Source organism: Stenotrophomonas sp. SORGH_AS_0321 (assembly GCF_031453215.1).
Classification (GTDB): Bacteria; Pseudomonadota; Gammaproteobacteria; order Xanthomonadales; family Xanthomonadaceae; genus Stenotrophomonas; species Stenotrophomonas chelatiphaga.
In genome coordinates this window covers 361,816-387,214 of sequence record NZ_JAVIZG010000001.1, presented here as the reverse complement: position 1 = coordinate 387,214, position 25,399 = coordinate 361,816, and the positions used below count along the sequence as shown (strand labels likewise).

Here is a 25,399-nt window from a genome sequence, read left to right as displayed (position 1 = left end):
CCGGCGCCGGCACTTCTGCCGGCGCTGTCATGACGTTCCAGCAAGGATCCGCACGTGGGCTTTTCGACCCTCTTCATCCGCCGCCCGATCGCCACTTCGCTGCTGATGGCGGGCCTGCTGCTGCTCGGCATCCTCGGCTACCGCCAGTTGCCGGTGTCGGCGCTGCCGGAAATCGATGCGCCCAGCCTGGTGGTCACCACCCAGTACCCCGGTGCCAACGCGACCACCATGGCCTCGCTGGTGACCACGCCGCTGGAACGCCAGTTCGGGCAGATCTCCGGGCTGGAGCTGATGACCTCCGATTCGTCGGCCGGACTGTCCACGATCATCCTGCAGTTCTCGATGGAACGGGACATCGACATCGCCGCGCAGGACGTGCAGGCCGCGATCCGCCAGGCCACCCTGCCCTCCTCGCTGCCCTACCAGCCGGTCTACAACCGGGTGAATCCGGCCGATGCGGCCATCGTCACCCTGAAGCTGACGTCCGACACGCGCCCGCTGCGCGAGGTCAACAACTACGCCGATTCCATCCTCGCCCAGCGCCTTTCGCAGGTGCAGGGCGTGGGGCTGGTGTCGATCGCCGGCAACGTGCGCCCCGCCGTGCGCATCCAGGTCAATCCGGCGCAGCTGTCCAACATGGGGCTGACCCTGGAAGACCTGCGCAGCGCGCTGACCCAGGCCAACGTCAGTGCGCCGAAGGGCTCGCTGAACGGCAAGACCCAGTCCTACAGCATCGGCACCAACGACCAGCTGACCAGTGCCGCCGAGTACCGCGACACCATCATCAGCTACCGCAACGGGGCGCCGGTGCGCCTGTCCGACGTCGCCAGCGTGGTGGACGGCGTGGAGAACGACCAGCTGGCCGCCTGGGCCGACGGCAAGCCGGCGGTGCTGCTGGAAGTGCGCCGCCAGCCCGGCGCCAACATCGTGCAGACCGTGGAGCGCGTCCGCGCCCTGCTGCCGCAGCTGCAGGGCGTGCTGCCCGCCGACGTGCACCTGGAGATCTTCTCCGACCGGACCGAGACCATCCGCGCCTCCGTGCATGAAGTGCAGTTCACCCTGATCCTGACCATCGGTCTGGTGGTCGCGGTGATCTTCCTGTTCCTGCGCCGCCTGTGGGCCACCATCATTCCCTCGGTGGCGGTGCCCCTGTCGCTGGCCGGCACCTTCGCGGTGATGGCCTTCGCCGGCATGTCGCTGGACAACCTTTCGCTGATGGCGCTGGTGGTGGCCACAGGCTTCGTGGTCGACGATGCGATCGTGATGATCGAGAACATCGTCCGCTACATCGAACAGGGCAAGAGTGGCAAGGAAGCAGCCGAGATCGGCGCCCGCCAGATCGGCTTCACCGTGCTGTCGCTGACCGTCTCGCTGGTGGCGGTGTTCCTGCCGCTGCTGCTGATGCCCGGCGTCACCGGCCGGCTGTTCCATGAGTTCGCATGGGTGTTGAGCATCGCGGTCACGCTGTCGATGCTGATCTCGCTGACCCTGACCCCGATGATGTGCGCCTACCTGCTCAAGCCGGACGAGCTGCCGGAAGGCGAAGACGCGCATGAGCGTTCGGCGGCGGCCGGGAAACAGAACCTGTGGAGCCGCACCGTCGGGCTGTACGAGCGCAGCCTGGACTGGGTGCTGGCGCACCAGCCGATCACCCTGGCGGTGGCAGGCGCGGCGCTGGTGCTGACCGTGGTGCTGTACCTGCTGATCCCCAAGGGCCTGCTGCCCGACCAGGACACCGGCATGATCACCGCGGTGGTCCAGGCTGACCAGAACGTGGCCTTCCCGCAGATGGAACAGCGCACCAAGGCGGTGGCCGAGGCACTGCGCAAGGACCCGGACGTCACCGGCGTGTCGGCGTTCATCGGTGCCGGCAGCATGAATCCCACGCTCAACCAGGGCCAGCTGTCGATCGTGCTGAAGGAGCGCGGCGAGCGCGATGGCATGGACGTGATCCTGCCGCGCCTGCAGCACGCCGTGCGTGACATCCCGGGCATCGCGCTGTACCTCAAGCCGGTGCAGGACGTGACCCTGGATACGCGCGTGGCCGCGACCGATTACCAGTTCGTGCTGTCGGACGTGCAGGCCGATGAAGTGGCCACCCATGCCACGCGCATGACCGAAGCGCTGCGCAAGCGCCCGGAGCTGGCCGACGTGGACAACAACCTGTCCACCCAGGGCCGCGCGCTTGAACTGAACATCGACCGCGACAAGGCCAGCGTGCTCGGCGTGCCGATGCAGACCATCGACGACACGCTCTACGATGCGTTCGGCCAGCGCCAGATCTCCACCATCTTCACCGAGCTCAACCAGTACCGCGTGGTGCTGGAAGTCGCGCCGGAGTTCCGCACCAGCACCGCCTTGATGGAGCAGCTGGCGGTGGCGTCCAACGGCACCGGCGCACTGACCGGCACCAACGCCACCAGTTTCGGCCAGGTCAGCTCGTCCAACTCCTCCACCGCCACCGGCATCGGCAACCAGAACACCGGCATCACGGTGGGCGGCGGCGGCATCATTCCGTTGTCCGCGCTGGCCGACAGCAAGGTGACCAGCGCCCCGCTGGTGGTCAGCCACCAGCAGCAGCTGCCGGCGGTGACGATCTCCTTCAACGTGGCGCCCGGCTACTCGCTGTCCGCCGCGGTGAAGGCCATCGAAGAGACCCAGGCCGAACTGCAGCTGCCCACCCAGGTGCATGCGCAGTTCATCGGCAAGGCCGCTGAGTTCACCGGCAGCCAGACCGACGTGGTGTGGCTGCTGCTGGCTTCGCTGGTGGTGATCTACATCGTGCTGGGCGTGCTGTATGAAAGCTACATCCACCCCATCACCATCATTTCCACCCTGCCGCCGGCCGGCGTCGGCGCGTTGCTGGCGCTGATGCTCAGCGGCCTGAGCCTGTCGGTGGACGGTATCGTCGGCATCGTGCTGCTGATCGGCATCGTCAAGAAGAACGGCATCATGATGGTCGACTTCGCCATCGAAGCACGGCGCACCGGTGCCAACGCGCACGAGGCGATCCGCCGCGCCTGCCTGCTGCGTTTCCGCCCGATCATGATGACCACCGCCGCGGCGATGCTGGGTGCGTTGCCGCTGGCATTGGGCACCGGCATCGGCTCGGAACTGCGCCGTCCGCTGGGCATCGCCATCGTCGGCGGCCTGCTGCTGTCGCAGCTGGTGACGCTGTACACCACGCCGGTGATCTACCTGTACATGGAACGCTTCTCCGAATGGCTGGCGCGACGCCGCGAACAGCGTGCGGCGCGTCGTGGCGACGGCCCGGTGCAGGAGCCGCAGGCGTGAGCATGACCGACGTGCTGGCAGGAGCGTGGCGTTGAACATCTCCGGCCCCTTCATCCGCCGCCCGATCGGCACTGCGCTGCTGGCGATCGGCCTGTTCATCATCGGCCTGATCTGCTACCTGAAACTGGGCGTGTCGGCGCTGCCGAACATCCAGATCCCGGTGATCTTCGTTCATGCCAACCAGTCCGGCGCCGATGCGTCGACCATGGCCTCCACGGTCACCGCGCCACTGGAACGCCACCTCGGCCAGCTGCCCGGCATCGACCGCATGCGCTCGTCGAGCTCGGAAGGCAGCTCGCTGGTGTTCATGATCTTCCAGAGCGATGTCGACATCGATTCGGCCGCGCTGGACGTGCAGACGGCGATCAATTCGGCCCAGGCCGACCTGCCGTCGGGGCTGGGGTCGCCGATGTTTTCCAAGGCCAACCCCAACGACGACCCGGTCATCGCGATCGCGCTGACCTCCGAAACGCAGTCCGCCGACGACCTGTACAACGTCGCCGATTCACTGCTCGCCCAGCGCATCCGCCAGATAACCGGGGTGTCGTCGGTGGATATCGCTGGTGCCTCGACGCCGGCGGTGCGGGTGGACGTCAACCTGCGGCTGATGAATGCCCTGGGGCTGACCGCCGATGACCTGCGCAACGCGGTACGCGCGGCCAACGTCACCTCGCCCACCGGTTTCCTCAGCGATGGCAACACCACCACCGCGATCATCGCCAATGATTCGGTGGCACGCGCGGCGGACTTCGCCAACCTGATCATCAAGACCGGCGCCGACGGGCGCATCATCCGCTTGCAGGACATCGCCAACGTCTACGACGGCCAGCAGGACGCCTACCAGGCGGCGTGGTTCAACCACAAACCGGCGGTGGTGATGTACGTGTTCACCCGCGCCGGCGCGAACATCGTGGAGACCGTGGACCGGGTCAAGGAGCAGATCCCCACCCTGCGCGATTACCTGCAGCCCGGGACCACGCTGACCCCGTACTTCGACCGCACCCCGACCATCCGCGGCTCGCTGCATGAAGTACAGATCACCCTGCTGATCGCGCTGGCGATGGTGGTGCTGACCATGGCGCTGTTCCTGCGCCGGCTGGCGCCCACGCTGATCGCCGCCGTCACCGTGCCGCTGTCGCTGGCAGGTGCGGCGCTGGTGATGTACGCGCTCGGCTTCACCCTGAACAACCTGAGCCTGCTGGCGCTGGTGATCGCGATCGGATTCGTGGTCGATGATGCGATCGTGGTGATCGAAAACATCATGCGCCACCTGGACGAGGGCATGCCGCGCATGCAGGCGGCTTTCACCGGCGCGCGCGAGATCGGCTTCACCATCGTCTCGATCACCGCCTCGCTGGTCGCGGTGTTCATTCCGCTGCTGTTCGCCAAGGGCATGATGGGCGCGTTCTTCCGCGAGTTCACCGTCACCCTGGTGGCGGCCATCGTGGTGTCGATGATCATCTCGCTGACGCTGACCCCGGCGCTGTGCAGCCGCTTCCTGGACCCGCACACCGATGCCGGCAAGCCGACCCGGTTCGGCCGTTGGCTGGACGCCGGGCACGACCGCATGCTGCGCGTGTATACCCGCCTGCTGGACTTCTCGCTGCGCCACGCGCTGCTGCTGTCGTTGACCCCGCTGATCCTGATCGGGGTGACCATCTTCCTGTTCGGCGCGGTCAAGAAGGGCGCCTTCCCACCGCAGGACACCGGCCTGATCTGGGGCCGTGCCAACTCCAGCGCGACGGTCTCCTTCGAAGACATGGTCAACCGCCAGCGCCGCATCACCGACATGCTGATGGCCGATCCGGCGGTGAAGACCGTTGGCGTGCGCCTGGGCAGTGGCCGGCAAGGCTCCAGCGCGCAGTTCAACATTGAACTGAAGTCGCGCAAGGACGGCCGCCGCGAAACCACCGCGCAGGCGTTGTCCCGCCTGAGTGCCAAGGCCGACCGCTACCCCGACCTGCAGCTGCGCCTGCGCGCCATCCAGGACCTGCCGAGCAATGACGGCGGCGGCTCCAGCCAGGGCGCGCAGTACCGCGTGTCACTGCAGGGCAACGACCTGGCCCAGCTGCAGGAGTGGCTGCCCAAGCTGCAGGCGGTGCTGAAGAAGAACCCGAAGCTGGCCGACGTGGGCACCGATGTCGACGATGCCGGACTGCGCCAGAACATCGTCATCGACCGGGCAAAGGCCGCGCGCCTGGGGATCTCGATCGGCGCCATCGACGGTGCACTGTACGGCGCGTTCGGCCAGCGCCAGATCTCCACCATCTATTCGGACATCAACCAGTACAGCGTGGTGGTCAACGCCCTGCCCGAGCAGACCGCCACGCCGGGCGCGCTGGACCAGGTGTACGTGCGTGCGGGCAATGGCGAAATGGTGCCGCTCACCGCGGTGGCCGAGCAGGTCCCCGGCCTGGCACCTTCGCAGATCACCCACGAAAACCAGTACACCACGATGGAGCTGAGCTACAACCTGGCGCCGGGCACCAGCATGGGCGAGGCCAAGGCGATCATCGACAGCACCGTGGCCGGCATGCGCATGCCCGGCGACATCCGGTTGGCCGAGGGCGGTGGCTTCGGCTTCGACTCGGACCCGATGGAAATGCTGGTGCTGGTGATGGCCGCGATCATGACCGTCTACCTGGTGCTGGGCATGCTGTACGAAAGCCTGATCCACCCGGTGACGATCCTGTCCACGCTGCCTGCTGCGGGCGTGGGCGCGCTGCTGGCGCTGTACGGCACCAACACGGAACTGTCGGTGATCTCGATGATCGCGCTGGTGCTGCTGATCGGCATCGTCAAGAAGAACGCGATCATGATGATCGACTTCGCGGTGGTGGCCCAGCGCGAGCACGGCAAGAGTGCGCTGGAAGCCGCGCGCGAAGCCAGCATCGTGCGCTTCCGCCCGATCATGATGACCAGCATGGTGGCGATCCTTGCCGCGGTGCCGCTGGCGATCGGCATCGGCGAAGGCTCCGAACTGCGCCGCCCGCTCGGCATCGCGATGATCGGCGGCCTGCTGTTTTCGCAGAGCCTGACCCTGCTCAGCACCCCGGCGCTGTACGTGATCTTCTCCTGCCTGGCCCAGCACTGGCGCAGCTGGCGCAGCCGCCGCCGCGAAAAGAAACAGCTCAGGCGCGCCGCCCGCGCCTGACCCGACAAAAAGGGGACGGAGGGGATTAAGTCGCTTTCAGCTCGCAAAGGGCCATGAACGACTTAATCCCCTCCGTCCCCTTTTTGCTAAGATGCGCGCCAGCCACGGTCTGACGCCCCCTTTGCGGCGCCCCCGCTGCCGGTTCCCGGCCAGCCTGCCTGATCCAGCCATCGACCCTCTCCCGCCATCTGCTGATCGCGGACGGCGCTGTGCTGTCCGCGGAGGACCCCTTCGATGCCGTTGTCCCGTTTCCCCCGCCGCGCCCTGCTGGCTGCTGCCCTGTCCTGCGCCTGCACCGTGCATGCGCAGTCCGCCACTGATCTTGACGCGGTGAAAGTCACCGCCGAACGCACCCATGCCAGCACCGGCGCGCTTGGCGATCGCAGCCTGCACGACACCCCGTTCGCGATCACCGCCGTCGGCCGGGAGCAGCTCGAGCAGCGCCAGGTGGTATCGCTCGGCGAAGCCTTCCTGCTGGACCCATCGGTCACCATCCAGGTCAGCGCGTATGCCAGTGGCTGGAGCTCGCCGATCCGCAACCGCGGCATCGACCTCAGCTACGACAGCTACCGCGTGAACGGCCTGCAGGTGTCCTCGTGGGGCACCGAGTGGCCGCTGGAAGTGATGGAGCAGGTTGAACTGCTGAAAGGCCCTGGCGGCTTCATGTATGGCTTCGGCCAGCCCGGCGGCATCGTCAATTACGTGACCAAGAAACCGACCGACCTGCCGACGCTGTCCGCCCAGCTCTGTTGGCGCGAGCAGGGCATCGTCAGCGCCGGCGTCGACAGCGGCGGTCGCTTCGGCAACGAACAGATGTTCGGCTACCGCTTCAACGCCTACCAGGAGAAGGGCGAAACCTTCAACGGCGGCGACGTGGATCGAAAGGTCGCTGCGCTCTCGCTGGACGCACGGCTGAGCGATGCGGTGACGTGGACCTTCGACGGGGTGTTCCAGCAACGCGACCTGTCCGGGGAATCGCCGCAGTATTACTTCATCGGCCTGACCTCGCTGCCGCGAGCGTTGGCCGGCGACGTCGACAACGGTATTCCGGGCACCTACTACGACACCCGCTCCAGCCTGTTGTCGACCGCGCTGGACTGGCAGATCAGCAGCAACTGGAAGGCCAGCTTCAGCTACGGCTTCACCAGCTCCTGGAATGACGTCAACAAGATCTTCGCCTACATCGACGATACCAACGGCGACTATGACGTCAACGTCTACGAGCTAGGCGGCAAGAGCGAATGGAAGCTGGCCCAGGCACTGCTGCAGGGCCGCTTCCAGACCGGCCCGCTGAAACACCAGGTGGTGGCCGGCGCCAGCCACCAGACCGGGCTCGGCTGGGACCGCCCGTATGAGTGGAGCACCATCGGCCGCGGCAACCTCTACCAGCACCCCACGCTGCGCCACGATGCGGTGGGATCGCACGTGCTCAGCCGCGGCAGCGAGACCCAGCAGAAGGCATTGTTCGCCAGCGACACGGTCGACGTTGGCGGTGGCTGGTCGGTGCTGCTGGGCGCGCGCTACAACGACTTCGAGAACAAGGGCAGCTACCACACCTACCCGGTGACCCCGACCTACGCGGTGATGTTCAAGCCGAACGCCGCCTGGACGCTGTATGCCAGCTACGTGGAGTCGCTGGAAGCCGGAAGCCGGGTCGGCACCGATTACCTCAATGCCGGCGACGTGCTCGATCCGACCATCAGCAAGCAGCTGGAAGTGGGCGCGAAGGTCGAGTCGTCGCGCTGGAGTGGCAACGTGGCCGCGTTCCGGCTGGAGCGCGGCGCCAACATCGATCGCCTCACCGATGCCGGCAGGCTGCTGGTACAGGATGGCATCACCCTGTACGAGGGCATCGAGGCCAGTGCCGATGTGCGCGTGACCGATGCACTGACCGTCGGCGGCGGTGCGACCTGGCTCGACCCGACCTACGACAAGCTGTCGCCGTCCAGCGCCAGCCAGCAGGGTAACCGCACCGTGGGGGCGGCGCGCTGGAGCGGCGTGCTGCATGCCAGCTGGCAGCTGCCGTGGGTCGATGGGCTGGAAGCGTATGCGGCCGGCCGCTACTACGGCGATGTCTGGTATGACGCGGACAACACCTTGAAACTGCCGGACTGCACCCTGTTCAACGCAGGCGTCGGCTACCGCATGCAGGCCGCCGGTCACGCCGTCACTTGGCGGGGCAGTGTCGAGAACCTGACCAACCGCAGGTACTGGTCCAACGCAGGCGTCGGCCTGCCGCGCACCTTCGCCGTCAGCGTCCGCCTGGACCTCTGAATGAGACAAGGGACGGAGGGGATCACGTCGTAGCCGGCCGACGCAGGGCCGGATACGACTTAATCCCCTCCGTCCCCTTTTTTCACGCCGGTGCCGCAATAATGGGGGCTGATGCTGCTGCCGAGCCCGCATGTCCGTTCCAGAATCCCGTCTCAGCCGCCTGTGGGCGCACGAAAAGGCCAGTTATGGCCTGCGTGTTTTCATCGCCCTGAGTACGGCGATGGCAGTGTGCTGGCACTTCGATGCGCTGCCCGCACTGCCCGGCGTGTTCCTCGGCATCATCGCCAGCGCCATCGCCGAAACCGACGACAATGCATGGGGCCGCACCAAAGCGGTGGTGTTGTCACTGCTGTGCTTCTGCATCGCCGCCGCCGCGGTCGTGTGGCTGTTCCCGCTGCCGTGGGTGTTCATCAGTGCGCTGGCGTTGTCTACCTTCGGGTTGACCCTGCTTGGCGGACTGGGCGAACGCTATGCCTCCATCGCGCAGGCCACCGTGACCCTGGCCATCTACACCATGATCGGGCTGGAGCAGCATGGCGCCGATGACTGGCATGCGGCGCTGGATGCGGTCAGCCACCTGCTGGCGGGCGCGACCTGGTACGGGCTGCTGTCGATCCTGTGGACCGCGCTGTTCGCCAACCGCCCGGTGCGCGAACGGGTGGCCCGGCTCTACGTTGAACTGGGCCGCTACCTGCAGTTGAAGGCCACCCTGTTCGAGCCCGTGCGCGAGGCCGACCTGCAGCGCAGGCAGCTGGCGCTGGCCGAACAGAACCGCCGCGTGGTCGAAGCACTGAACATCGCCAAGACCGCCATCCTGGCCCGCTTCGGGCGCTCCGGACGGCCGGCGGTGAACTCCGGCCTGTACCTGCGCCTGTATTACACCGCGCAGGACTTCCACGAGCGCGCCAGCTCCTCGCACTATCCGTACGGGGCGCTGGTGGATGCGTTCTTCCACAGCGACGTGCTGTACCGCTGCCAGCGCCTGCTCGACCTGCAGGGACAGGCGTGCGCCCGGCTGGGCGAGGCGATCCGCGTGCGCCGCCCGTTCGTGTACGGCGACAGCAACCAGCAGGCCGCGCGAGACCTGGTCGATTCGCTGGCCTTCCTGCGCGCCCAGGAACGCCCGCAGTGGCGTCGCCTGCTGGCCTCGCTGGACCTGCTGGTGCACAACCTGCAGAGCATCGGCCGCCGGCTGCTGGATGCGGAGAATTCGGATGCCACGCTGGACAACGTCGATACCCGCCTGCGTGACAACAACCCGCATACCCTGCGCGAAATGGCCACCCGCCTGCGCCAGCAGCTGACCCCGGGCTCGGTGTTGTTCCGCCACGGCCTGCGCATGGCGATCGCGCTGGTGGTGGGTTTCGCCGCCATCTCAGTGTTCAATTTCCAGAACGGTTCATGGGTGCTGCTGACCATCGTGTTCGTGTGCCGGCCCAACTTCGGCGCCACCCGGCAGCGGCTGGCGCAACGCATCGCCGGCACGCTGGGCGGCCTAGTGCTGACCTGGGCGTTGCTGCAGCTGTTCCAGGAACTGCACAGCCAGCTGCTGATCGCGCTGCTGTCGGCCCTGCTGTTCTTCTTCACCCGCACCGACCGTTACCTGGTGGCGTCCGGCGCGATCACGGTCATGGCACTGACCTGCTTCAACCTGATCGGCGATGGCTTCGTGCTGATCGTGCCGCGCATGGTCGACACCGTGCTCGGCTGCGCGATCGCCGCCGCGGCCGCCTTCCTGATCCTGCCGGACTGGCAGGGCCGCCAGCTCAACAAGGTCCTGGCACGCGTGCTGGACAGTGCAGCGCGCTACCTGGAGGCGGTGCTGGGCCAGTACCGCAGCGGCATGCGTGATGACCTCGCCTACCGCATCGCCCGGCGCGACATGCACAACGCGGACGCCGCGCTGTCCACGGCGTTGTCCAACATGCTGCGCGAGCCCGGCCATGTGCGCCGCAACCTCGATGCCAGCTTCCGCTTCCTTGCGCTGTCCAACACGCTGCTCGGCCATCTTTCCGCCTTGGGCGCCCATCGCGACCAGGTCGACAGCTTCGCCCAGGACCCGCTGGCGCTGTCTGCCGGCGAGCACGTGCAGCAATCGTTGAAGCAACTGGCGAGCGCGTTGGCCGAACGCCGACCGATCGCGGAGGGTGACAGCGAGGGTGACCGCGGCATGGCCGAACAGCTGGAGCAGTTCGATGATGCGATGCCACCGAAGCTGCAGCTGATCCGTACGCAGGTGGCACTGGCATTGCGGTTGCTGCCGAAGCTGCGCAGCGCGGCGGATGAGGCGGTGCAGGGAACGGTGCGGGAACGGACGGCGAACGGGTGAGCCCCCCCTCGCGGGTGGCTGTTGTCTGAAGCTGCAGCTGGGGGTGGGCCGGGCGGTGGGGCTGGTCGGGGGACGGCAAGAGCCGCTCCTGCGGGCCTCGTTTCGCGCCATCCATGGCGCTCAACGCCCCCGCCCAGCCCCACCGCCCGGCCCCCTGACAGGTTCCGGTGGCCGCCACCCGCGCAATGAAAATAAAAAAAGCAAAGGCAGGGGTCAGGGCCCTTTCTTCCTCCTAACCTTCCCGCCCACCGCCTTGTCCATGGCCACCATGGACCTGTCGAAGGTGGGGCGGGGTGGCTGTGCAGGACCGTCTTTTCGCATGGATGCGAAAAGCGAGCCCCCATGGACGGGTTAACGGCGTGTCCTGCACAGCCACCCCGCCGCACCACCCACAGCCCTGCAGCTTTTGACGTTGACGTTGAACTTGACGTTGACGTTGACGTTGACGTTGACGTTGAACTTGATCTTGCTTGAAGCCTGCCGCAGGCAACCACCCTCACATCACCGGATGCTAGGCTTCGCCGGTCCGAAGGGAGTTTCCATGTCAGGCCATAGCCAGTTCGCCCTGCTCCGCCAACGCCGCTTCCTGCCGTTCTTCATCGTGCAGTCGCTCGGCGCGTTCAATGACAACGTGTACCGCCAGGCCATCATCGGCCTGCTGTACTACCTCAGCGTGCCCAAGGAAGAACTTACGCTGTACACCACGCTGGCGCCGGCGATCTTCATCCTGCCGTATTTCCTGTTCTCCGCCCTGGCCGGACAGATCGCCGAAAAGGTGGAGAAATCACGCTTGATCGTGATCACCACCACCATGGAGATCGTGATCATGACGCTGGCCGCGGCCGGCTTCCTCACCCAGAACATGACGCTGCTGCTGATCGCGCTGTTCTGCACCGGGCTGCAGTCCACCCTGTTCGGGCCGGTGAAGTACTCGGTACTGCCTTCGATATTGAAGCCGGAGGAACTGACCGGCGGCAACGGGCTGGTGGAGATGGGTACCTCGATGTCCATCCTCACCGGCATGATCGTCGGTGGCCTGATCTTCACCCTGGCCGGCAGTCACGGACCCATCGTTGCGGCGACCGCGGTCATCGCGCTGGCGGTGCTCGGCAACGTCTGCGCGCGGATGATCCCGAAGGTCGACGCCGGCGCGCCGGAGCTGAAGATCAACTGGAATCCCCTGCCCGAATCGCTGGCCGTGCTGCGCATGGCGAAGAAGCAGAAGGCGGTGCGCAACGCGATCCTCGGCGTGTCCTGGTTCTGGTTCGTCGGCACCCTCCTGACCTCGCAGTTGCCGACCTACGCGATCACCAACCTGGGCGGCGAGCCTACGCTGTACATCTTCGCGCTGGCCCTGTTCTCGATCGGTACCGGCGTGGGTTCGCTGCTGTGCGAAAAGCTGTCCGGCCGCACGGTGGAAATCGGACTGGTGCCGTTGGGTGCGTTCGGCATGACCGCCTTCCTGCTCGACCTGTACTTCGCCCGTGCCGGTGAAGCCACGGCGCAGGGGCTGTCCGTAGCGGCGTTCGTGCAGCAGGCGGGCAGCATCCGCATCATCATCGACCTGCTCGGCATCGGCCTGTTCACCGGCTTCTTCGTGGTGCCACTGTTCGCGCTGATCCAGAGCCGCACGCCGAAGTCGGAAATGTCGCGCGTGTTCGCGGCCCTGAACATCCAGAACTCCGGCTTCATCGTGGCCGCCGCCGGCGTCGGGCTGGCCGCGCACGCGGCGGGGGTGACCATCCCGCAGCTGTTCCTGGGCCTGGCCATCGCCAACGCGCTGGTGGCGATCTACATCTTCACCATCGTGCCCGAATTCCTGATGCGCTTCCTCAGCTGGCTGATGGTGCGTGCGCTGTATCGGCTGCGTCCGCACGGCATCGAAGCCAACGTGCCCGACGAAGGCGCGGCGCTGATCGTCTGCAACCACGTCAGTTACCTGGATGCGTTGATCCTGTCGGCCAGCATCCCGCGCCCGGTGCGCTTCGTCATGTACTACCGCATTTTCAACATTCCGGTGATGAGCTGGATCTTCCGTACCGCCAAGACCATTCCGATCGCCGGTGCCAAGGAAGACCGCGCCTTGATGCTGCGCGCCTTCGATGAGATCGACGCGGCGCTGGCCGAGGGCGAGCTGGTGTGCATCTTCCCAGAAGGAGCGCTGACCCGCGACGGGCAGATGGGGGCCTTCAAGAGCGGCGTGGACAAGATCCTCGAGCGGCGCCCGGTGCCGGTGGTACCGATGGCCCTGCGCGGCATGTGGACCAGCATGTGGAGTCGCCGCGACAGTCGACTCGGCCGCATGCGGGTACCGCGCCGTTTCCGCGCCACCATCGAAGTGGTGGCGGCGCCGGCGGTGGAGGGCAGTGCCGCCAGCGCAGAACGGCTGGAGGCGCAGGTGCGTGCCCTGCGCGGCGACCACGCCTGAGCCGGCACGCCCCCTGCGGCAAGGCTGTAAGCGTTTCCAGAATTCGTGCCGGAAACGCATACAGGTGACGCATGTTGCTGTAGATTACCCAGCCACAGGGGGGCGCACCGGCACGCCGTGAAACGCCGGCCACCAAGGAATGGAGTCTCGCACTTGAACCATCCACCGCCAATCGGCACCTCGTCGGTGTACGTCCCCAACCATCTGGTCTGGGCGATCCTGTCGACGTTGTTCTGCTGCCTGCCGTTGGGTGTGGTGTCGATCGTCTATGCGGCCCAGGTTGATGGCCGCCGCGCTGCCGGTGACCTGGTGGGCGCGCAGGAGGCATCGCGCAAGGCGGGGTGGTGGGCAGTGGCTTCGGCTGCTGCGCTGCCGGTCCTGTTGCTGTTGTGGTTCGGGCTGTTCGGCGGCCTCGCCGCGCTGGGCGCTCTCTCCGGTAACTGAGTCACCACCACCCACCCGCAAGGAGCTTATGCAATGAATGCCACCACCCCGCAGATTCCGAATCACCTCGTCTGGGCGATCCTGAGCACGCTGTTCTGCTGCCTGCCGCTCGGCATCGTGTCGATCGTCTTCGCCGCGCAGGTCAACAGCAAGGTTGCTGCCGGTGATATCGCCGGTGCCCGCGAAGCCTCGGACAAAGCCAAGAAGTTCGCCATGTGGGCGGCAATCGCCGGCGTCGTGGTCATCGTCCTGTACGCGATCTTCGTCGTTGCCCTGGGTGGCATGGGCGCGCTGAGCAACAGCGGCTACTGAGTTGCCTGGCGGGATCCGGCATCGCGCCGGGTCCCGCTTTTCCCGTATGTCCCTGCCCACCCCCCCACCTTCGCTGCAACGCTGGCTGCCCTTGGCCGCCGTAGCCACGCTGGCCGTGGGCGCGACGGTGGTGCTGCACAACGTCGACCCTTACGCGGCTGGCAACCCGCTGCCGTCCTGTCCGTTGTATGCGCTCACCGGGCTGTACTGCCCCGGCTGCGGCAGCACGCGCTGCCTGTACTCACTGGTCCACTTCGACCTGCCGGGGGCGATGGCGATGAACCCGCTGCTGGTGCTCAGCCTGCCATTGCTGCTGCTGATGCTGCTCAACGGCGCCGGCATCCGCCCGCGACGACTCGATCCGCTGATGCGGCTGTTGGCCTCGCCGATGTTCTGGTTGATCGTGCTGGTCGGCTATGCGGTGCTGCGCAACCTGCCATGGGCACCGTTCACCGGCTTGGCACCAGGCTGATCCCGCACCCGGTAGTGACGGCCGCTGGCCGTCAACCAATACCCCGGTAGTGACGGCCGCTGGCCGTCAGCCAATGCCCCGGCGCTACGTCACCCAGCCGGCGATCACCAGCAGCGCCAGTACCGCCAGCCACAGCAGCAGCATGCGCCAGACCAGGCTCATCGCATCGCGCAGCTCGGGCAGGCGCTGCCACACCGGCAGCAGGCCGGCTTCGGTGTAGTCGTGCGCTTCTTCGCGCAGTTCGGCATTGACGCTGGCCCGCGCCACCGCGCCGAGGAAGCCGATATCCTGCCGCCAGCGTTCGCCATGTGCGTGCCGCCAGGCTTTCCACGCGGTATCGAAGTTCCCCACCAACGCCATCGACAGCGCCATCAACTGCGCCACCGGCCCTTCCACCCAGCCCAGCACGCGCTGCGCAGCAAGCAGCGTTTCCGGCGCCACCAGCGCGCGCATCGGACTGATCGACATCAGGGCCAGCAGGCGGTAACCCAGCGCACCGGCCGGGCCCAGCAGCAGGAACCAGAACAGCACCGCGAACCAGCGCCGCAGCGCATTGTAGACGGTCACGTCGACCAGCGAGGGCAGGTCATCGCGCAGGCTGCCGCCCGCCGCTTGCAGCGTGTGCAGGGCGGCATGGCGCAGCGCCGGCTCGTCGGCATCGATGACCGCTTCGACATCACGGTCCAGGTCGCGTGGACCCCAGCACCAGGCCAGTACGGCAATGCCCAGCAACAGCGAAGGCAGCCCGAACAACGTCCCGCGCAGCAACCACGCCAGCAGGCCCAGCAGCAGCACCGGCGGCAACACCGCCAACGCCACGCCCAGCGGACCACGCGCGGACGGCCCGGCATGCAGGTCCAGCCAGCCCAGCCAGCGCCGGAAGCCATCGAAACGGCGCAGCGTGGCGGCAGCCGCCGGCGCAACGTGGCCCAGCGCCAGGGCAACCAGCACGGCGACCAGCGTGGTGAACATCAGGCGCTCCCAGGCTGCTGCCGGTACCAGTGTTCGATCAGGCTACGGGAGATGGAGATCGGCGGCGACAGGCGGATGCCTTCGCCGTCGTCGTGCACGTCGCGTGCGATCGCCGCACCTACCTCTTCGGCGGTGAACCAGCGCGCGTCTTCCAGCTCACCATCCACTTCCGGTTCGCCATCGTCGGCCTGGGCGCGGAAGCCCACCATCAGGGCGCCGGGGAACGGCCACGGCTGGGTGCCCAGGTACTGGCAGGCGCGCACGCGGACCTTGCTCTCCTCGAACACTTCACGCACCACCGTCTGTTCCAGCATTTCGCCGGGCTCGACGAAGCCGGCCAGCACCGAGTAGCGACGCGGTGCCCAGCTGGCCTGCCGGCCCAGCAGCAGGCGTCCGCGGTTTTCAACGGCCACGATCACCGCCGGATCCACGCGCGGGTAATGTTCCACCGCACACTGCTGGCAGCGTCCGACGAAGCCGCCGCGTTCGAAGCGCACCTCGCCGCCACATACGCCACAGAAGCGATTGCGCGAATGCCAGTACGACATGCCGCGTGCATAGCTGAAGGCGCTGGCATCGGCCACCGACCAGGACAGCGCGGCCTGGCGCAGGTCCATGCGCCCGGGCGCGGCCACGTCCAGCACCGACGCTTCGACGGAAAACCAGGCCTGCTCGCCGCGCAGACCGAGAAACACCGCCGTGCCGGGACCACCGCCGACCTCAGCGCCGGTCAACGGCAGCGGCTGGTCATCGGCGCCGGTGAAGGCGGTGCCGTCGCGGTCCAGCACCAGCAGGCGGGCGTCGGGCCACAGCCGTGCCAGGGCATCGGGGTCTGCACGCAGGGCATCGGCGCGCTCGAGCGGCTCGCCAACGAAGGAAAAACCGGACAGCGGCGAAAGATGGGTAGACATGCGGCAAGCCTGCCCGCACCGGCGGTTGCTGGCAAGCCTCGGCAGCACGCCAGGCGCTGCCCGAAGCCGCTTACATGCTGAAACTGCTGCCGCAGCCGCAGGTGGTCTTGGCGTTCGGATTGCGGATCACGAACTGCGCACCGGTCAGGCTTTCGGTGTAATCCACCTCCGCGCCCATCAGGTACTGCAGGCTCAGCGGATCCACCAGCAGGGTGACCCCGCTGGTCTGCACGGCCAGGTCGTCCTCGGCGCGGTTCTCGTCGAATTCGAAGCCGTACTGGAAGCCGGAACAGCCACCGCCCTCGATGTAGACGCGCAGCGCCAGTTCGGCATTGCCTTCATCCTGGATCAGCTCGCGCACCTTCGCCGCAGCGGACTCGGTGAAGTTCAACGGGCGGTCCAGGGACTGGTAGCCCGGCGCCGCTTCAGCGGTACCGGGTAGTGAAATCAGCGTGCTCATGCGGTCAGCATGGGGCCGCCCGGACCGGCTTTCAAGCCATCGCCTCGGCCAGCTTGCGGCGCGCGGCGGTATCGCCCTTGCCGGTACCGGCCTCCTCTGCGGCGCCTTCCGGCGGCGGAAGCGCGGCCATCGGGGCGCTGGCGTGGATCAGCCGGCCATTCAGCTGCGCGCCGGCGGCCATTTCGACCACCTGGTAATGGATGTTGCCGTTCACGCGGGCGCTCGGCGTCAGTTCGACCCGCTCGCTGGCGTGCACGTCGCCGTCCATGCGGCCACTGATCACCACCACCTGGGCGCGGATCTCGCCTTCCACCACGCCGTTGTCGGACAGGGTGATGTTGGCGGCGCTGGCACCTTCCTGGGCAATCACCTTGCCGTGGATGCGGCCTTCCACATACAGGCCGCCACTGAATTCGACGTCGCCGCGGATCACCACCTGGCTGCCGATCAACGCATCGACCACCAGCTGTCCGTCACGGCTGGACTTGCTGCTTCCAAACATCTGCCTACTCCCCGTTCGCGGCCGGTGCGCCGGCCTGTTTCCAGTCAAATACCTGTGTGGAACCCCCCGTTCCACTGCCCAGTGTGACCTTAACCCGTTGCGGGGTGAAGTCCGCCGGCAGGATCACGCTGCCGCCCAGCTGCTGGAAATATCGGAACGAGTACTCTTGGCCGGGCACGTTGCTGCGCTGGTGCAGTTCATCCCAGCTGACCGTGGCCAGGCGTCCGTTCTTCACGCCTTCCACGGTGAAGCGCATCTGGCCCTGGCTGATCGCCCCGCGGTTGAGGTTCTGGGTCAGCACCAGCGCGTACTGCCAGGTGCCCGCCGCCTCCGGACGGAATTCGATGGAATGGGTGTTGAGGCCCTTGCGCTGGCTGGTGGCACCGACCAGGCGCTCATAGAACGCGACATCGGCGCGCAGGCCGGCGATTTCCTCGTCCCGTTCGGCCAGCGAGGCCTGCACCTCGTTGTTGGCCGCCCGGCTGATGCGGTCGGACGCTTCCAGCGTGGCCTGCTTCTGGCGCAGTTCGACCAGCTGCGCCTGCAGGCTTTCAGCACGCTGCTGCGCCCCTTCAAGGGTATCGCCCAGTTCACCGCCAGGGCGGCCCAGCCAGAAGCCGAGCAGGCCGGCAAGCAGCAGCGCGACGAGGGCAGCAGCGCCCAGTATCCACAGGCGGCGACGGTCATGCGGCGCGGCGCCCTGGCCGGGCATGCGGATCTGGACGCGCGAAGGCGGACGGTTGTTCATGGCAGGTCTCCGGAGCATCGTTCAGTGCGATGCAGGCTCGGCCTCGGCGGATCAGTCGGGGCCATTGTAGTCCAGGACGCAGGCGACACCGGCCGCGGCCCCCGATCCGGCCTGTGGCATTCAGCCTCTCCATCACCGATAGTGCAGCCTTCGAGCGTGCGTACGTGCCGGCGGTCCCCCTGCCGTCGGCGTGATCACGTTCCTGACCGGAGCCTGCGCCATGACCGACGCCCACCTGTTCGTGATCGGCATCCTGCTGGCCTGGCTGGCCGGCATCCGCGTCTACCTCACCGTGTTCGGCGTCGGACTGGCCGGGTTGCTGGGCTGGGTCGACCTGCCACCGGCGCTGCAGGCCACCGAATCGTGGTGGGTGCTGGGGACCTCGGCGGTACTGGCCGTCGCTGAATTCTTCGCCGACAAGATCCCCGGCGTGGATTCGGCGTGGGACCTGCTGCAGACCCTGGCCCGCGTCCCCGCAGGCGCCTTCCTGGCCGCCGCCACGCTGTCGCCCGATGGCGACCTGGGCACCGGGACGTTGCTGGCCGGGGCCGGCGTTGCGCTGGCCAGCCACGGCCTCAAGTCCGGTACCCGGGCACTGTTGAACACGTCGCCCGAGCCGGCCAGCAACTGGGTCGCCTCGGCCGCCGAGGACACCGTGGTGGTCGGCGGGCTGGCGTTGGCGCTGGCCCATCCCTGGCTTGCGCTGGGCGTGGTGCTGGCCTGCAGCCTGGCCGGCGCGCTGACGGTCTGGCTGGTCTGGCGTGCGCTGTGGAAAAGCGTGCGCTGGCTGACCGGAACCGATCGCGACGCGCCCCGCACCGGGCCTGCCGCATAATCTCCCTATTCCCCTTGCCGGCGACTCCGTGAACGACACCTACCCGCCACGCAACCTGCGTGCAGAAACCCCGCCTGCCGACCACTGGCAGCGTTGGGCCAGCACGCCTTCCGAAAAGGCCTCCAGCGCAGCGCCGACGACGGCGGCAGACGACAATGTCGTCGCCCTGCCCGGGGCAACCCCTCCGCCGCTGCACGCCGCCGCGGATGCACAGGACGACCTGCCCCACGGGCTGATCCCCAGCGATGCGCCGTACCGGATCCTGGTCGTGGAAGACGACCGCGCGCAGGCGCTGTTCGCGCAGAGCGTGCTGCACGGCGCCGGCATGGAAGCGATCGTGGTGGGTGATGCGGAAAGCGTGCAGCCGGCCCTGAAGGAACACGCGCCGGACCTGATCCTGATGGACCTGCACCTGCCCGGACTGGACGGCATGCGGTTGACCGCGATGATCCGCCAGCTGCCCGGCCTGCAGATGCTGCCGATCGTCTTCCTCAGCGGCGATCCCGATCCGGAACGCCAGTTCGAAGTCCTCGACAGTGGTGCCGATGATTACCTGAGCAAGCCGATCCGTCCGCGCCACCTGATCGCGGCGGTCTCCAACCGCATCCGGCGCGCGCGCGCGCAGGCCGCTGCGCAGACCGGTGAGCGCGGCGGTCCGCTGCTCAACAATCCGGAAACCGGGCTGCCCACCCGCCACCACCTGCTGCAGCAGCTGTCTGCCGCACTCGGTCACCGCGACCGCGGCGGCCTGTTCTTCATCGAAATCGCCAGCGCGCTGGGCCTGCGCGAACGCTACGGCTATGCCGCCTTCGAGCGCCTGATGGTGCAGGCCGGCCAGCGTCTGGCCGAAGCTGCGCAGCCGCACCTGCTGGCACGCCTGAACGACAACAGCTTCCTCGCCCTCGCCCGCGGCGTGGACGAAGAGCAGCTGGACGCCACCGCGCAGTCGCTGCGCGAGCAGCTGTCCGCCCGCGCCTTCGTGATCCGCGATGACGAGTCGGTGCACCTGCGCGGGGTAATCGGTTTCGCGGCCCTTTCGCCAGGCTTCCCGGACGTGGGCAGCGCGCTGGAGGCGATCGAGCGCACCACGCTGCAGGCACGCCTGCTGAGCGCCGGCGTGGCCGGGTTCGTCCCGCACGAAGAGACCAGCAGCGATGAACACCTGGCGATGCTGGACGGCCAGCTGGAACTGGCCTACCAGCCGATCGTCGCGGTGGCCGGTGGCGGCAACGCGCAGTACCAGGTGCTGTTGCGGCTGCGCCAGGCCGATGGCAGCGTGCTGACCGCCGGCCAGGTGATCCCCGCTGCCGAAGCGGCCGGCCGCATCGCCGACCTCGACCAGCAGGTCATCGACCACGCACTCGGCCTGCTCGACCACTACCGGCATGCCACGCCGCCACTGCACCTGTTCGTATCGCAGTCGCTGCGCACGCTCGCACGTGATGCCTTCGCCGACTGGCTGATCGAATCGCTGCAGCAGCGGCGGCTGGACGGCAGTGCGCTGGTGATCGACGTGCGCCTGCCCGATGCACTGATCCACACCGTCACCCTGCAGCAGTTCTGCATGCGGGTGAGCGCGCTGGGCGTGCGCTTCTGCCTGAGCCAGTTCGAGCCCGGCCCGGAAGCCAATGCCCTGCTGAGCCAGCTGCCGCTGTCGTTCGTGCGCATGGCCGGACGCTTCAGCAGCAGCCACGCCAATCCGCAGACGCGCGATGAGATGCGCGGGGCGATCGACGTCGCCCACCGCGCCAACCTGCTGATCATCGGGCAGCAGATCGAGGATCCGCAGGCGGCCGCGGCGATGTGGGTCGGCGGCGTGGATTTCATCCAGGGCAACATGGTGCAGTCGGCCGGCAGCGACCTGGATTTCGATTTCCTCAACGCGGTGCTCTGACCCGGTGACCCACGGACGGGGCCGATGGATCCACCGGGCAGGGCTCGCAGCGGCGGCCATCAGCGTGGGCTGCCTGCTGGCGGTGGCACTGCACTGGAACGGCCCGTGGCCCTGGCTTGGGCTGGCGGCGGCCTGCGTGGCGCTGTTGCTGTGGCCGCTGCGGGCGCAGCTGCACGGCGCGCAGCGGACAGCCCAGGCCGAGGGCGAACAGCGACTGCGCCAGCTGCAGCAGGAGCTGGACCGCCTGCAGCGCCTTCACGACCAGCAGGGACAACTGGAGCAGCAGCTGCTGCTGGCCAAACAGGCCGCCGAAGCGGCGGTGCTGGCCAAGGGCGAATTCCTGGCCACCATGAGCCACGAGATCCGCACCCCGCTCAACGGCATCATCCCGATGCTGGACCTGATCGGGCGTGGCAGCCTGGAACCGGACCAGCGGCAGATGCTCGGCACGGCAGTCACCAGCTCGCAGCAACTGCTGCGCATCGTCGATGACATCCTCGACCACTCGCGGCTGGAAGCCAATGCGCTGGTGCTGGAGACCACCACCTTCAACCTGCGCGAACTGCTGGAAGGCGTGGTGCAACTGATGCAGCGTGCGGCCGAAGCCAAGGGCCTGCGCATCGTGCTGGAGCTGGATCCTGCGGTGCGGCTGTCGGTGCGCGGCGATCCGGTACGGCTGCGCCAGGTACTCAGCAACCTGCTGGCCAATGCGATCAAGTTCACGGCCCGCGGCCAGGTAACGTTGAAGGTCCGCCGGTTGGGTGAAACCCCGTTCCGGCACGAGCTGCGTTTCGAGGTGCTGGACACCGGCATCGGCATCGACCAGGAACAGCAGTCACGCCTGTTCCAGTCCTTCAGCCAGGCCGACGCCTCGACGACGCGGGTCTACGGCGGCACCGGCCTGGGGCTGGCGATCTGCCGCCGCATCATCGAGCTGATGCAGGGGCAGATCGGCGTGCATTCCACGCCCGGCCAGGGCGCCATGTTCTGGTTCGAGATTCCCCTGCTGAAGGCACTGGGCGATACCCGCAGCGGGCACGGTCCGGAACTCGGCAACCTGCTGCTGCTCAGCAATGATCCGCTGCTGCAGCAGCGCGTGCATCGCGTCGGTGCGCAGCATGGCCTGCAGGTACAGGCGGTGCAGACGCTGGCCGTGGCGCTGGAAGCGGTCCGCGCGACCAGCCGGGCACTGGCGTGGCTGGTGGTCGATGGCCGCCTGCTGCGCAACGGCGATGCCTCCGTGCAGCGGGCCCTGGCCGAGCGCGGCGCGGAGGCCCCGCAGGTGCTCTGGCTGCACCTGGGCAACGCGCCCGCGCGCAATGGCCAGCACTGGGTGGACGAACTGGCGGCCGACGCGGCGCTGCACGCGGTGCTGGTGCCGCTGGCCACGCGCTCGGCGCGCCCTGCCGCGCTGCTGGGCGATGCGACCTTGGCCCCCACCGCAGCCAAGGCACATGACAGGCTGGACCTGCGCGTGCTGCTGGTGGAAGACAACATGGTCAACCTGATGGTGGCCGAGCGCGTTCTGGAAGTCATGGGCTGCACGGTGCGCACCGCCCACGATGGCGAACAGGCGCTGGGCGAGCTGCAGGCGGGCGGCATCGACGTGGTGCTGATGGATTGCCAGATGCCGGTGCTGGATGGCTACGCGGCCACCCGCCAGTGGCGCGCGCAGGAAGCGGTCTCCACGCGTCCCCGGGTGCCGATCATCGCCATGACCGCCAACGCCATGGCCGGTGACCGCGAGCGTTGCCTGCACGCCGGAATGGATGACTACCTGTCCAAACCGGTGGAGCTTTCGGTGCTGCGCAGCGTGCTCAAGCGCTGGACGCTGGGCGCGCAGGACATCGGCAGCACGCAGGCGCACCACCAGGTGGTGGCAGCGGACGAAGATGCGGCGTCTTCGCAGTCCGCGCTGGACCCGACCGTGCTGGATGAACTGCACGAGGTGATCGGGGCAAGCACGCAGGCGATCATCGATGCGTTCCTGCACGACACACCGATCGCGGTGCAGCAGCTGCAGGCGGCGGCGCAGGAAGGTGACCAGGACCGGCTGCGCGCGCTGGCGCACAGCCTGAAGTCATCCAGCGCGAATGTCGGGGCGATGGCCTTGTCGACCGCCGCACGGCGCATCGAACTGGAAGCGCGCAATGGCACGCTGGAGATGCCGACGGTCGCCGCCGCGCGGGTGGTAGCGGAATTCGCGCGCGCGCGCATGGCGCTGGCCGGCTGGCAGCCCCGGTAAGAACGGCCCGTAGTGCCGACCTGGGTCGGCACCCATGGCCCCCGCTCAGTCTTCCAGCTTGCTCAGCAGGTACTTCGGCTCGCCGAGGCGCCCGATCAGTTCCAGCTGGGTTTCCAGCCAGTCGATGTGCTCTTCTTCGGAATCCAGGATCTTCGTGAACAGCTGGCGGCTGACGTAGTCGCCAACCGAATCGGCATGGGCAACCGCTTCGCGCAGCACGTCCACGGCCTCGCTCTCGAGCGCCAGGTCGCACTGCAGGATTTCCGTCGGATTCTCGCCGATGCGCAGCTTGCCCAGCGCCTGGAAGTTCGGCAGTCCTTCAAGGAACAGGATGCGATCAGACAGCATGTCGGCATGCTTCATCTCTTCGATCGATTCCTTGTACTCGTGCTCGGCGAGTTCCTTGATGCCCCAGTTCTTCAGCATCTTGGCGTGCAGGAAGTACTGGTTGATCGCAGTCAGTTCGTTGTACAGCACCTTGTTGAGGTACTGGATGACTTTGGCGTCGCCTTTCATGGGGGGTGCTCCTGCACGCTGAAAACGCAGGCACTGTAGCGGCTTTACGCCGGCGATGAAGGAACGCGAATCGTGCTCAGTTGCGCGTTGCCGCGCGCGTGGTCAGGCCGCCTGCAGGCCGACGAGAACCGGCAGGGGCAGATCGTGGGTGTTGCGTGCCTTGGCCAGCAGGTCGGCCGCCATGTCCAGGCAGGCCCCGCAGGTGGCGCCACATCCGGTGCGCATCGTCAGTTCGGCCACCGTCATGCAGCCATCCACCGCGGCTTCGCGGATCTGGTGGTCGGTGACTCCGTTGCAGATACAGACGTACACGGTGGCGGTCAGGTCTGGCAGGCCGATGCTGGCCTGCCGATATTCCACTTCAAACGCGAATGGTTGTCAATTAACAACCTGAATCATTCTCGATGAAGTTCAGCCTCAAGCGATCGTCAGGTTGGATCGCCCTGCACTTTCTTGGGCCAGTAACCCCGCTTGGTCGGACGTTTGCGCGGCCGATCATGACCGGCCGCATGGCCTGGCATCCAGGCTTCCTGCGCCCCCGTCGGCATCTGCGTCACGCCGGCGCCGGCGACGCCCCGCGCCATCGGTGCGAGGTGGCGCAACGCACGCGCGTACACGCCGCGCTTGAACATCACCACGTGCTCGACCGGATACCAGAAATCCACCCAGCGCCAGTTGTCGAACTCCGGCGTGTCGGTCACATCCAGCTGCACATGCGACTCATCACCGGTCAGGCGCAGCAGAAACCAGACCTGCTTCTGGCCGATGCACACCTGTCGCTCATTGCGGCGGATCGCGCGCGCAGGGAGCTTGTAACGCAGCCAACCGGGGGTAGCACCGAGCACTTCAACGTGTTCGGGCAGCAGGCCGGTCTCTTCCTGCAGTTCACGATACATGGCCTCGACGGGCGTCTCATCGGTGTTCATGCCGCCCTGTGGGAACTGCCAGCCGTCCCGGCGCACTCTACGTGCCCAGAACACCTGACCGTCCTGGCGCATCAACACGATGCCGACGTTCGGTCGATAGCCGTCCGGATCGATCACGATGCGGACTCCTAGAAATCTACTGACAGGGACTATCCCATGCCGTCTGTCGGCCCACAAGCAGCACACAAAACTATTGACATGTTTCGTACACATGCCCAGAATAGCCGGCTCACCCAAGGCTATGTAGCTCAGCCGGTTAGAGCACAGCACTCATAATGCTGGGGTCGGTGGTTCGAGTCCACCCATAGCCACCATGTCGAGGTTGGTTTTCGACTTGGAAAGTGAGACAATTGCTTCACCTATTTTGCCCCGTCGCCAAGCGGTAAGGCACCTGACTCTGACTCAGGCATTCGGTGGTTCGAATCCATCCGGGGCAGCCAAATAAATGACAAAAGGCCTGATCGAAAGATCAGGCCTTTTGTCATTTATTTGGTCGCGCATTCCACCTCATCCCCCCGCCTGTCGGCGCGCCCCCTTGAACAGCAAGGGGGCTCCAGTCCAGTGAAAATTCTGCGCCCTTGGGGAACAGGCCACATTGCCCTGCATCCCCCATTGCACGTCTGGAGAAAAGCCCCCTTCTTGTTGAAGGGGGCGCGCCGACTGCGCCCAGCGGAACAAAAAAA

Annotated in this window: 19 protein-coding genes and 2 tRNA genes; 13 read left to right on the top strand and 8 right to left on the bottom strand. The window is 67.0% G+C overall.

Annotated elements, in window-relative coordinates:
* The first annotated feature begins 54 nt into the window (after positions 1-54).
* The 8 genes from QE373_RS01705 to QE373_RS01670 all read left to right on the top strand — a co-directional run bounded on the left by QE373_RS01705 (position 55) and on the right by QE373_RS01670 (position 14,707).
* Positions 55-3,294, top strand: a complete 3,240-nt coding sequence (locus QE373_RS01705; protein WP_309682876.1) for an efflux RND transporter permease subunit — start codon at positions 55-57, stop codon at positions 3,292-3,294.
* 31 nt (positions 3,295-3,325) lie between these two features.
* Entirely contained in the window at positions 3,326-6,448 is a 3,123-nt protein-coding gene (locus tag QE373_RS01700) for an efflux RND transporter permease subunit (RefSeq protein WP_309682873.1), read from the top strand.
* Between the two features lie 234 nt (positions 6,449-6,682).
* Positions 6,683-8,722 (top strand): TonB-dependent receptor, encoded by a 2,040-nt coding sequence (locus tag QE373_RS01695; RefSeq protein WP_309682871.1) that lies wholly within the window; start codon positions 6,683-6,685, stop codon positions 8,720-8,722.
* 130 nt (positions 8,723-8,852) lie between these two features.
* Positions 8,853-11,051: a YccS family putative transporter gene (gene yccS / locus QE373_RS01690; protein WP_309682868.1), complete on the top strand. Its 2,199-nt coding sequence runs from the start codon at positions 8,853-8,855 to the stop codon at positions 11,049-11,051.
* 541 nt (positions 11,052-11,592) lie between these two features.
* A complete protein-coding gene (locus QE373_RS01685; protein WP_309682866.1) occupies positions 11,593-13,479 on the top strand; it encodes an MFS transporter in 1,887 nt (628 codons plus the stop codon).
* 153 nt (positions 13,480-13,632) lie between these two features.
* Positions 13,633-13,923: a CD225/dispanin family protein gene (locus QE373_RS01680; protein ID WP_057509274.1), complete on the top strand. Its 291-nt coding sequence runs from the start codon at positions 13,633-13,635 to the stop codon at positions 13,921-13,923.
* Between the two features lie 33 nt (positions 13,924-13,956).
* The gene (locus QE373_RS01675; protein WP_057509275.1) at positions 13,957-14,235 is read left to right on the top strand and encodes a CD225/dispanin family protein; all 279 of its coding nucleotides are present in this window, start codon (positions 13,957-13,959) and stop codon (positions 14,233-14,235) included.
* Positions 14,236-14,281: 46 nt separating this feature from the next.
* On the top strand, positions 14,282-14,707 hold the full coding sequence (locus QE373_RS01670) for a DUF2752 domain-containing protein (protein ID WP_309682861.1): 426 nt from the start codon (positions 14,282-14,284) through the stop codon (positions 14,705-14,707).
* An 84-nt stretch (positions 14,708-14,791) separates the two neighbouring features.
* Here QE373_RS01670 and ampE read toward each other — a convergent pair whose 3' ends face one another.
* The 5 genes from ampE to QE373_RS01645 form a co-directional block, all read right to left on the bottom strand.
* On the bottom strand, positions 14,792-15,679 hold the full coding sequence (gene ampE, locus QE373_RS01665; protein ID WP_309682859.1) for a regulatory signaling modulator protein AmpE: 888 nt from the start codon (positions 15,677-15,679) through the stop codon (positions 14,792-14,794).
* Entirely contained in the window at positions 15,679-16,590 is a 912-nt protein-coding gene (nudC, locus tag QE373_RS01660; protein WP_123700215.1) for an NAD(+) diphosphatase, read from the bottom strand. The genes ampE and nudC overlap by 1 nt, the downstream gene beginning before the upstream one ends.
* Positions 16,591-16,660: 70 nt before the next feature.
* The gene (gene erpA / locus QE373_RS01655) at positions 16,661-17,050 is read right to left on the bottom strand and encodes an iron-sulfur cluster insertion protein ErpA (protein ID WP_042614293.1); all 390 of its coding nucleotides are present in this window, start codon (positions 17,048-17,050) and stop codon (positions 16,661-16,663) included.
* Between the two features lie 31 nt (positions 17,051-17,081).
* Positions 17,082-17,552, bottom strand: coding sequence for a polymer-forming cytoskeletal protein (locus QE373_RS01650; protein ID WP_309682854.1), 471 nt, complete (start codon positions 17,550-17,552; stop codon positions 17,082-17,084).
* A 4-nt stretch (positions 17,553-17,556) separates the two neighbouring features.
* Positions 17,557-18,300 carry a DUF6776 family protein gene (locus QE373_RS01645; protein ID WP_309682853.1) on the bottom strand — a complete coding sequence of 248 codons (744 nt, stop codon included), beginning with the start codon at positions 18,298-18,300 and terminating at the stop codon, positions 17,557-17,559.
* A 220-nt stretch (positions 18,301-18,520) separates the two neighbouring features.
* Between QE373_RS01645 and QE373_RS01640 the strand changes: the two genes are divergently transcribed.
* The 3 genes from QE373_RS01640 (at position 18,521) to QE373_RS01630 (ending at position 23,274) form a co-directional block, all read left to right on the top strand.
* Positions 18,521-19,135, top strand: coding sequence for a DUF4126 domain-containing protein (locus QE373_RS01640; RefSeq protein ID WP_309682850.1), 615 nt, complete (start codon positions 18,521-18,523; stop codon positions 19,133-19,135).
* Between the two features lie 28 nt (positions 19,136-19,163).
* Positions 19,164-21,029 carry an EAL domain-containing protein gene (locus QE373_RS01635; protein WP_309682848.1) on the top strand — a complete coding sequence of 622 codons (1,866 nt, stop codon included), beginning with the start codon at positions 19,164-19,166 and terminating at the stop codon, positions 21,027-21,029.
* A 64-nt stretch (positions 21,030-21,093) separates the two neighbouring features.
* Positions 21,094-23,274: an ATP-binding protein gene (locus QE373_RS01630; protein WP_309682845.1), complete on the top strand. Its 2,181-nt coding sequence runs from the start codon at positions 21,094-21,096 to the stop codon at positions 23,272-23,274.
* Between the two features lie 45 nt (positions 23,275-23,319).
* Here QE373_RS01630 and bfr read toward each other — a convergent pair whose 3' ends face one another.
* The 3 genes from bfr to QE373_RS01615 all read right to left on the bottom strand — a co-directional run bounded on the left by bfr (position 23,320) and on the right by QE373_RS01615 (position 24,833).
* Entirely contained in the window at positions 23,320-23,790 is a 471-nt protein-coding gene (gene bfr, locus QE373_RS01625) for a bacterioferritin (protein WP_057509117.1), read from the bottom strand.
* Between the two features lie 102 nt (positions 23,791-23,892).
* Entirely contained in the window at positions 23,893-24,102 is a 210-nt protein-coding gene (locus QE373_RS01620; protein ID WP_309689502.1) for a (2Fe-2S)-binding protein, read from the bottom strand.
* A 116-nt stretch (positions 24,103-24,218) separates the two neighbouring features.
* Positions 24,219-24,833, bottom strand: a complete 615-nt coding sequence (locus tag QE373_RS01615; protein ID WP_309682842.1) for an RNA pyrophosphohydrolase — start codon at positions 24,831-24,833, stop codon at positions 24,219-24,221.
* Positions 24,834-24,953: 120 nt separating this feature from the next.
* Here QE373_RS01615 and QE373_RS01610 point away from each other — a divergent pair.
* Together QE373_RS01610 and QE373_RS01605 are read left to right on the top strand one after the other, a co-directional pair.
* Positions 24,954-25,030: transfer RNA gene (locus QE373_RS01610), tRNA-Met, on the top strand.
* Positions 25,031-25,081: 51 nt separating this feature from the next.
* A tRNA-Gln gene (locus QE373_RS01605) sits at positions 25,082-25,156 on the top strand.
* Positions 25,157-25,399 lie beyond the last annotated feature (243 nt).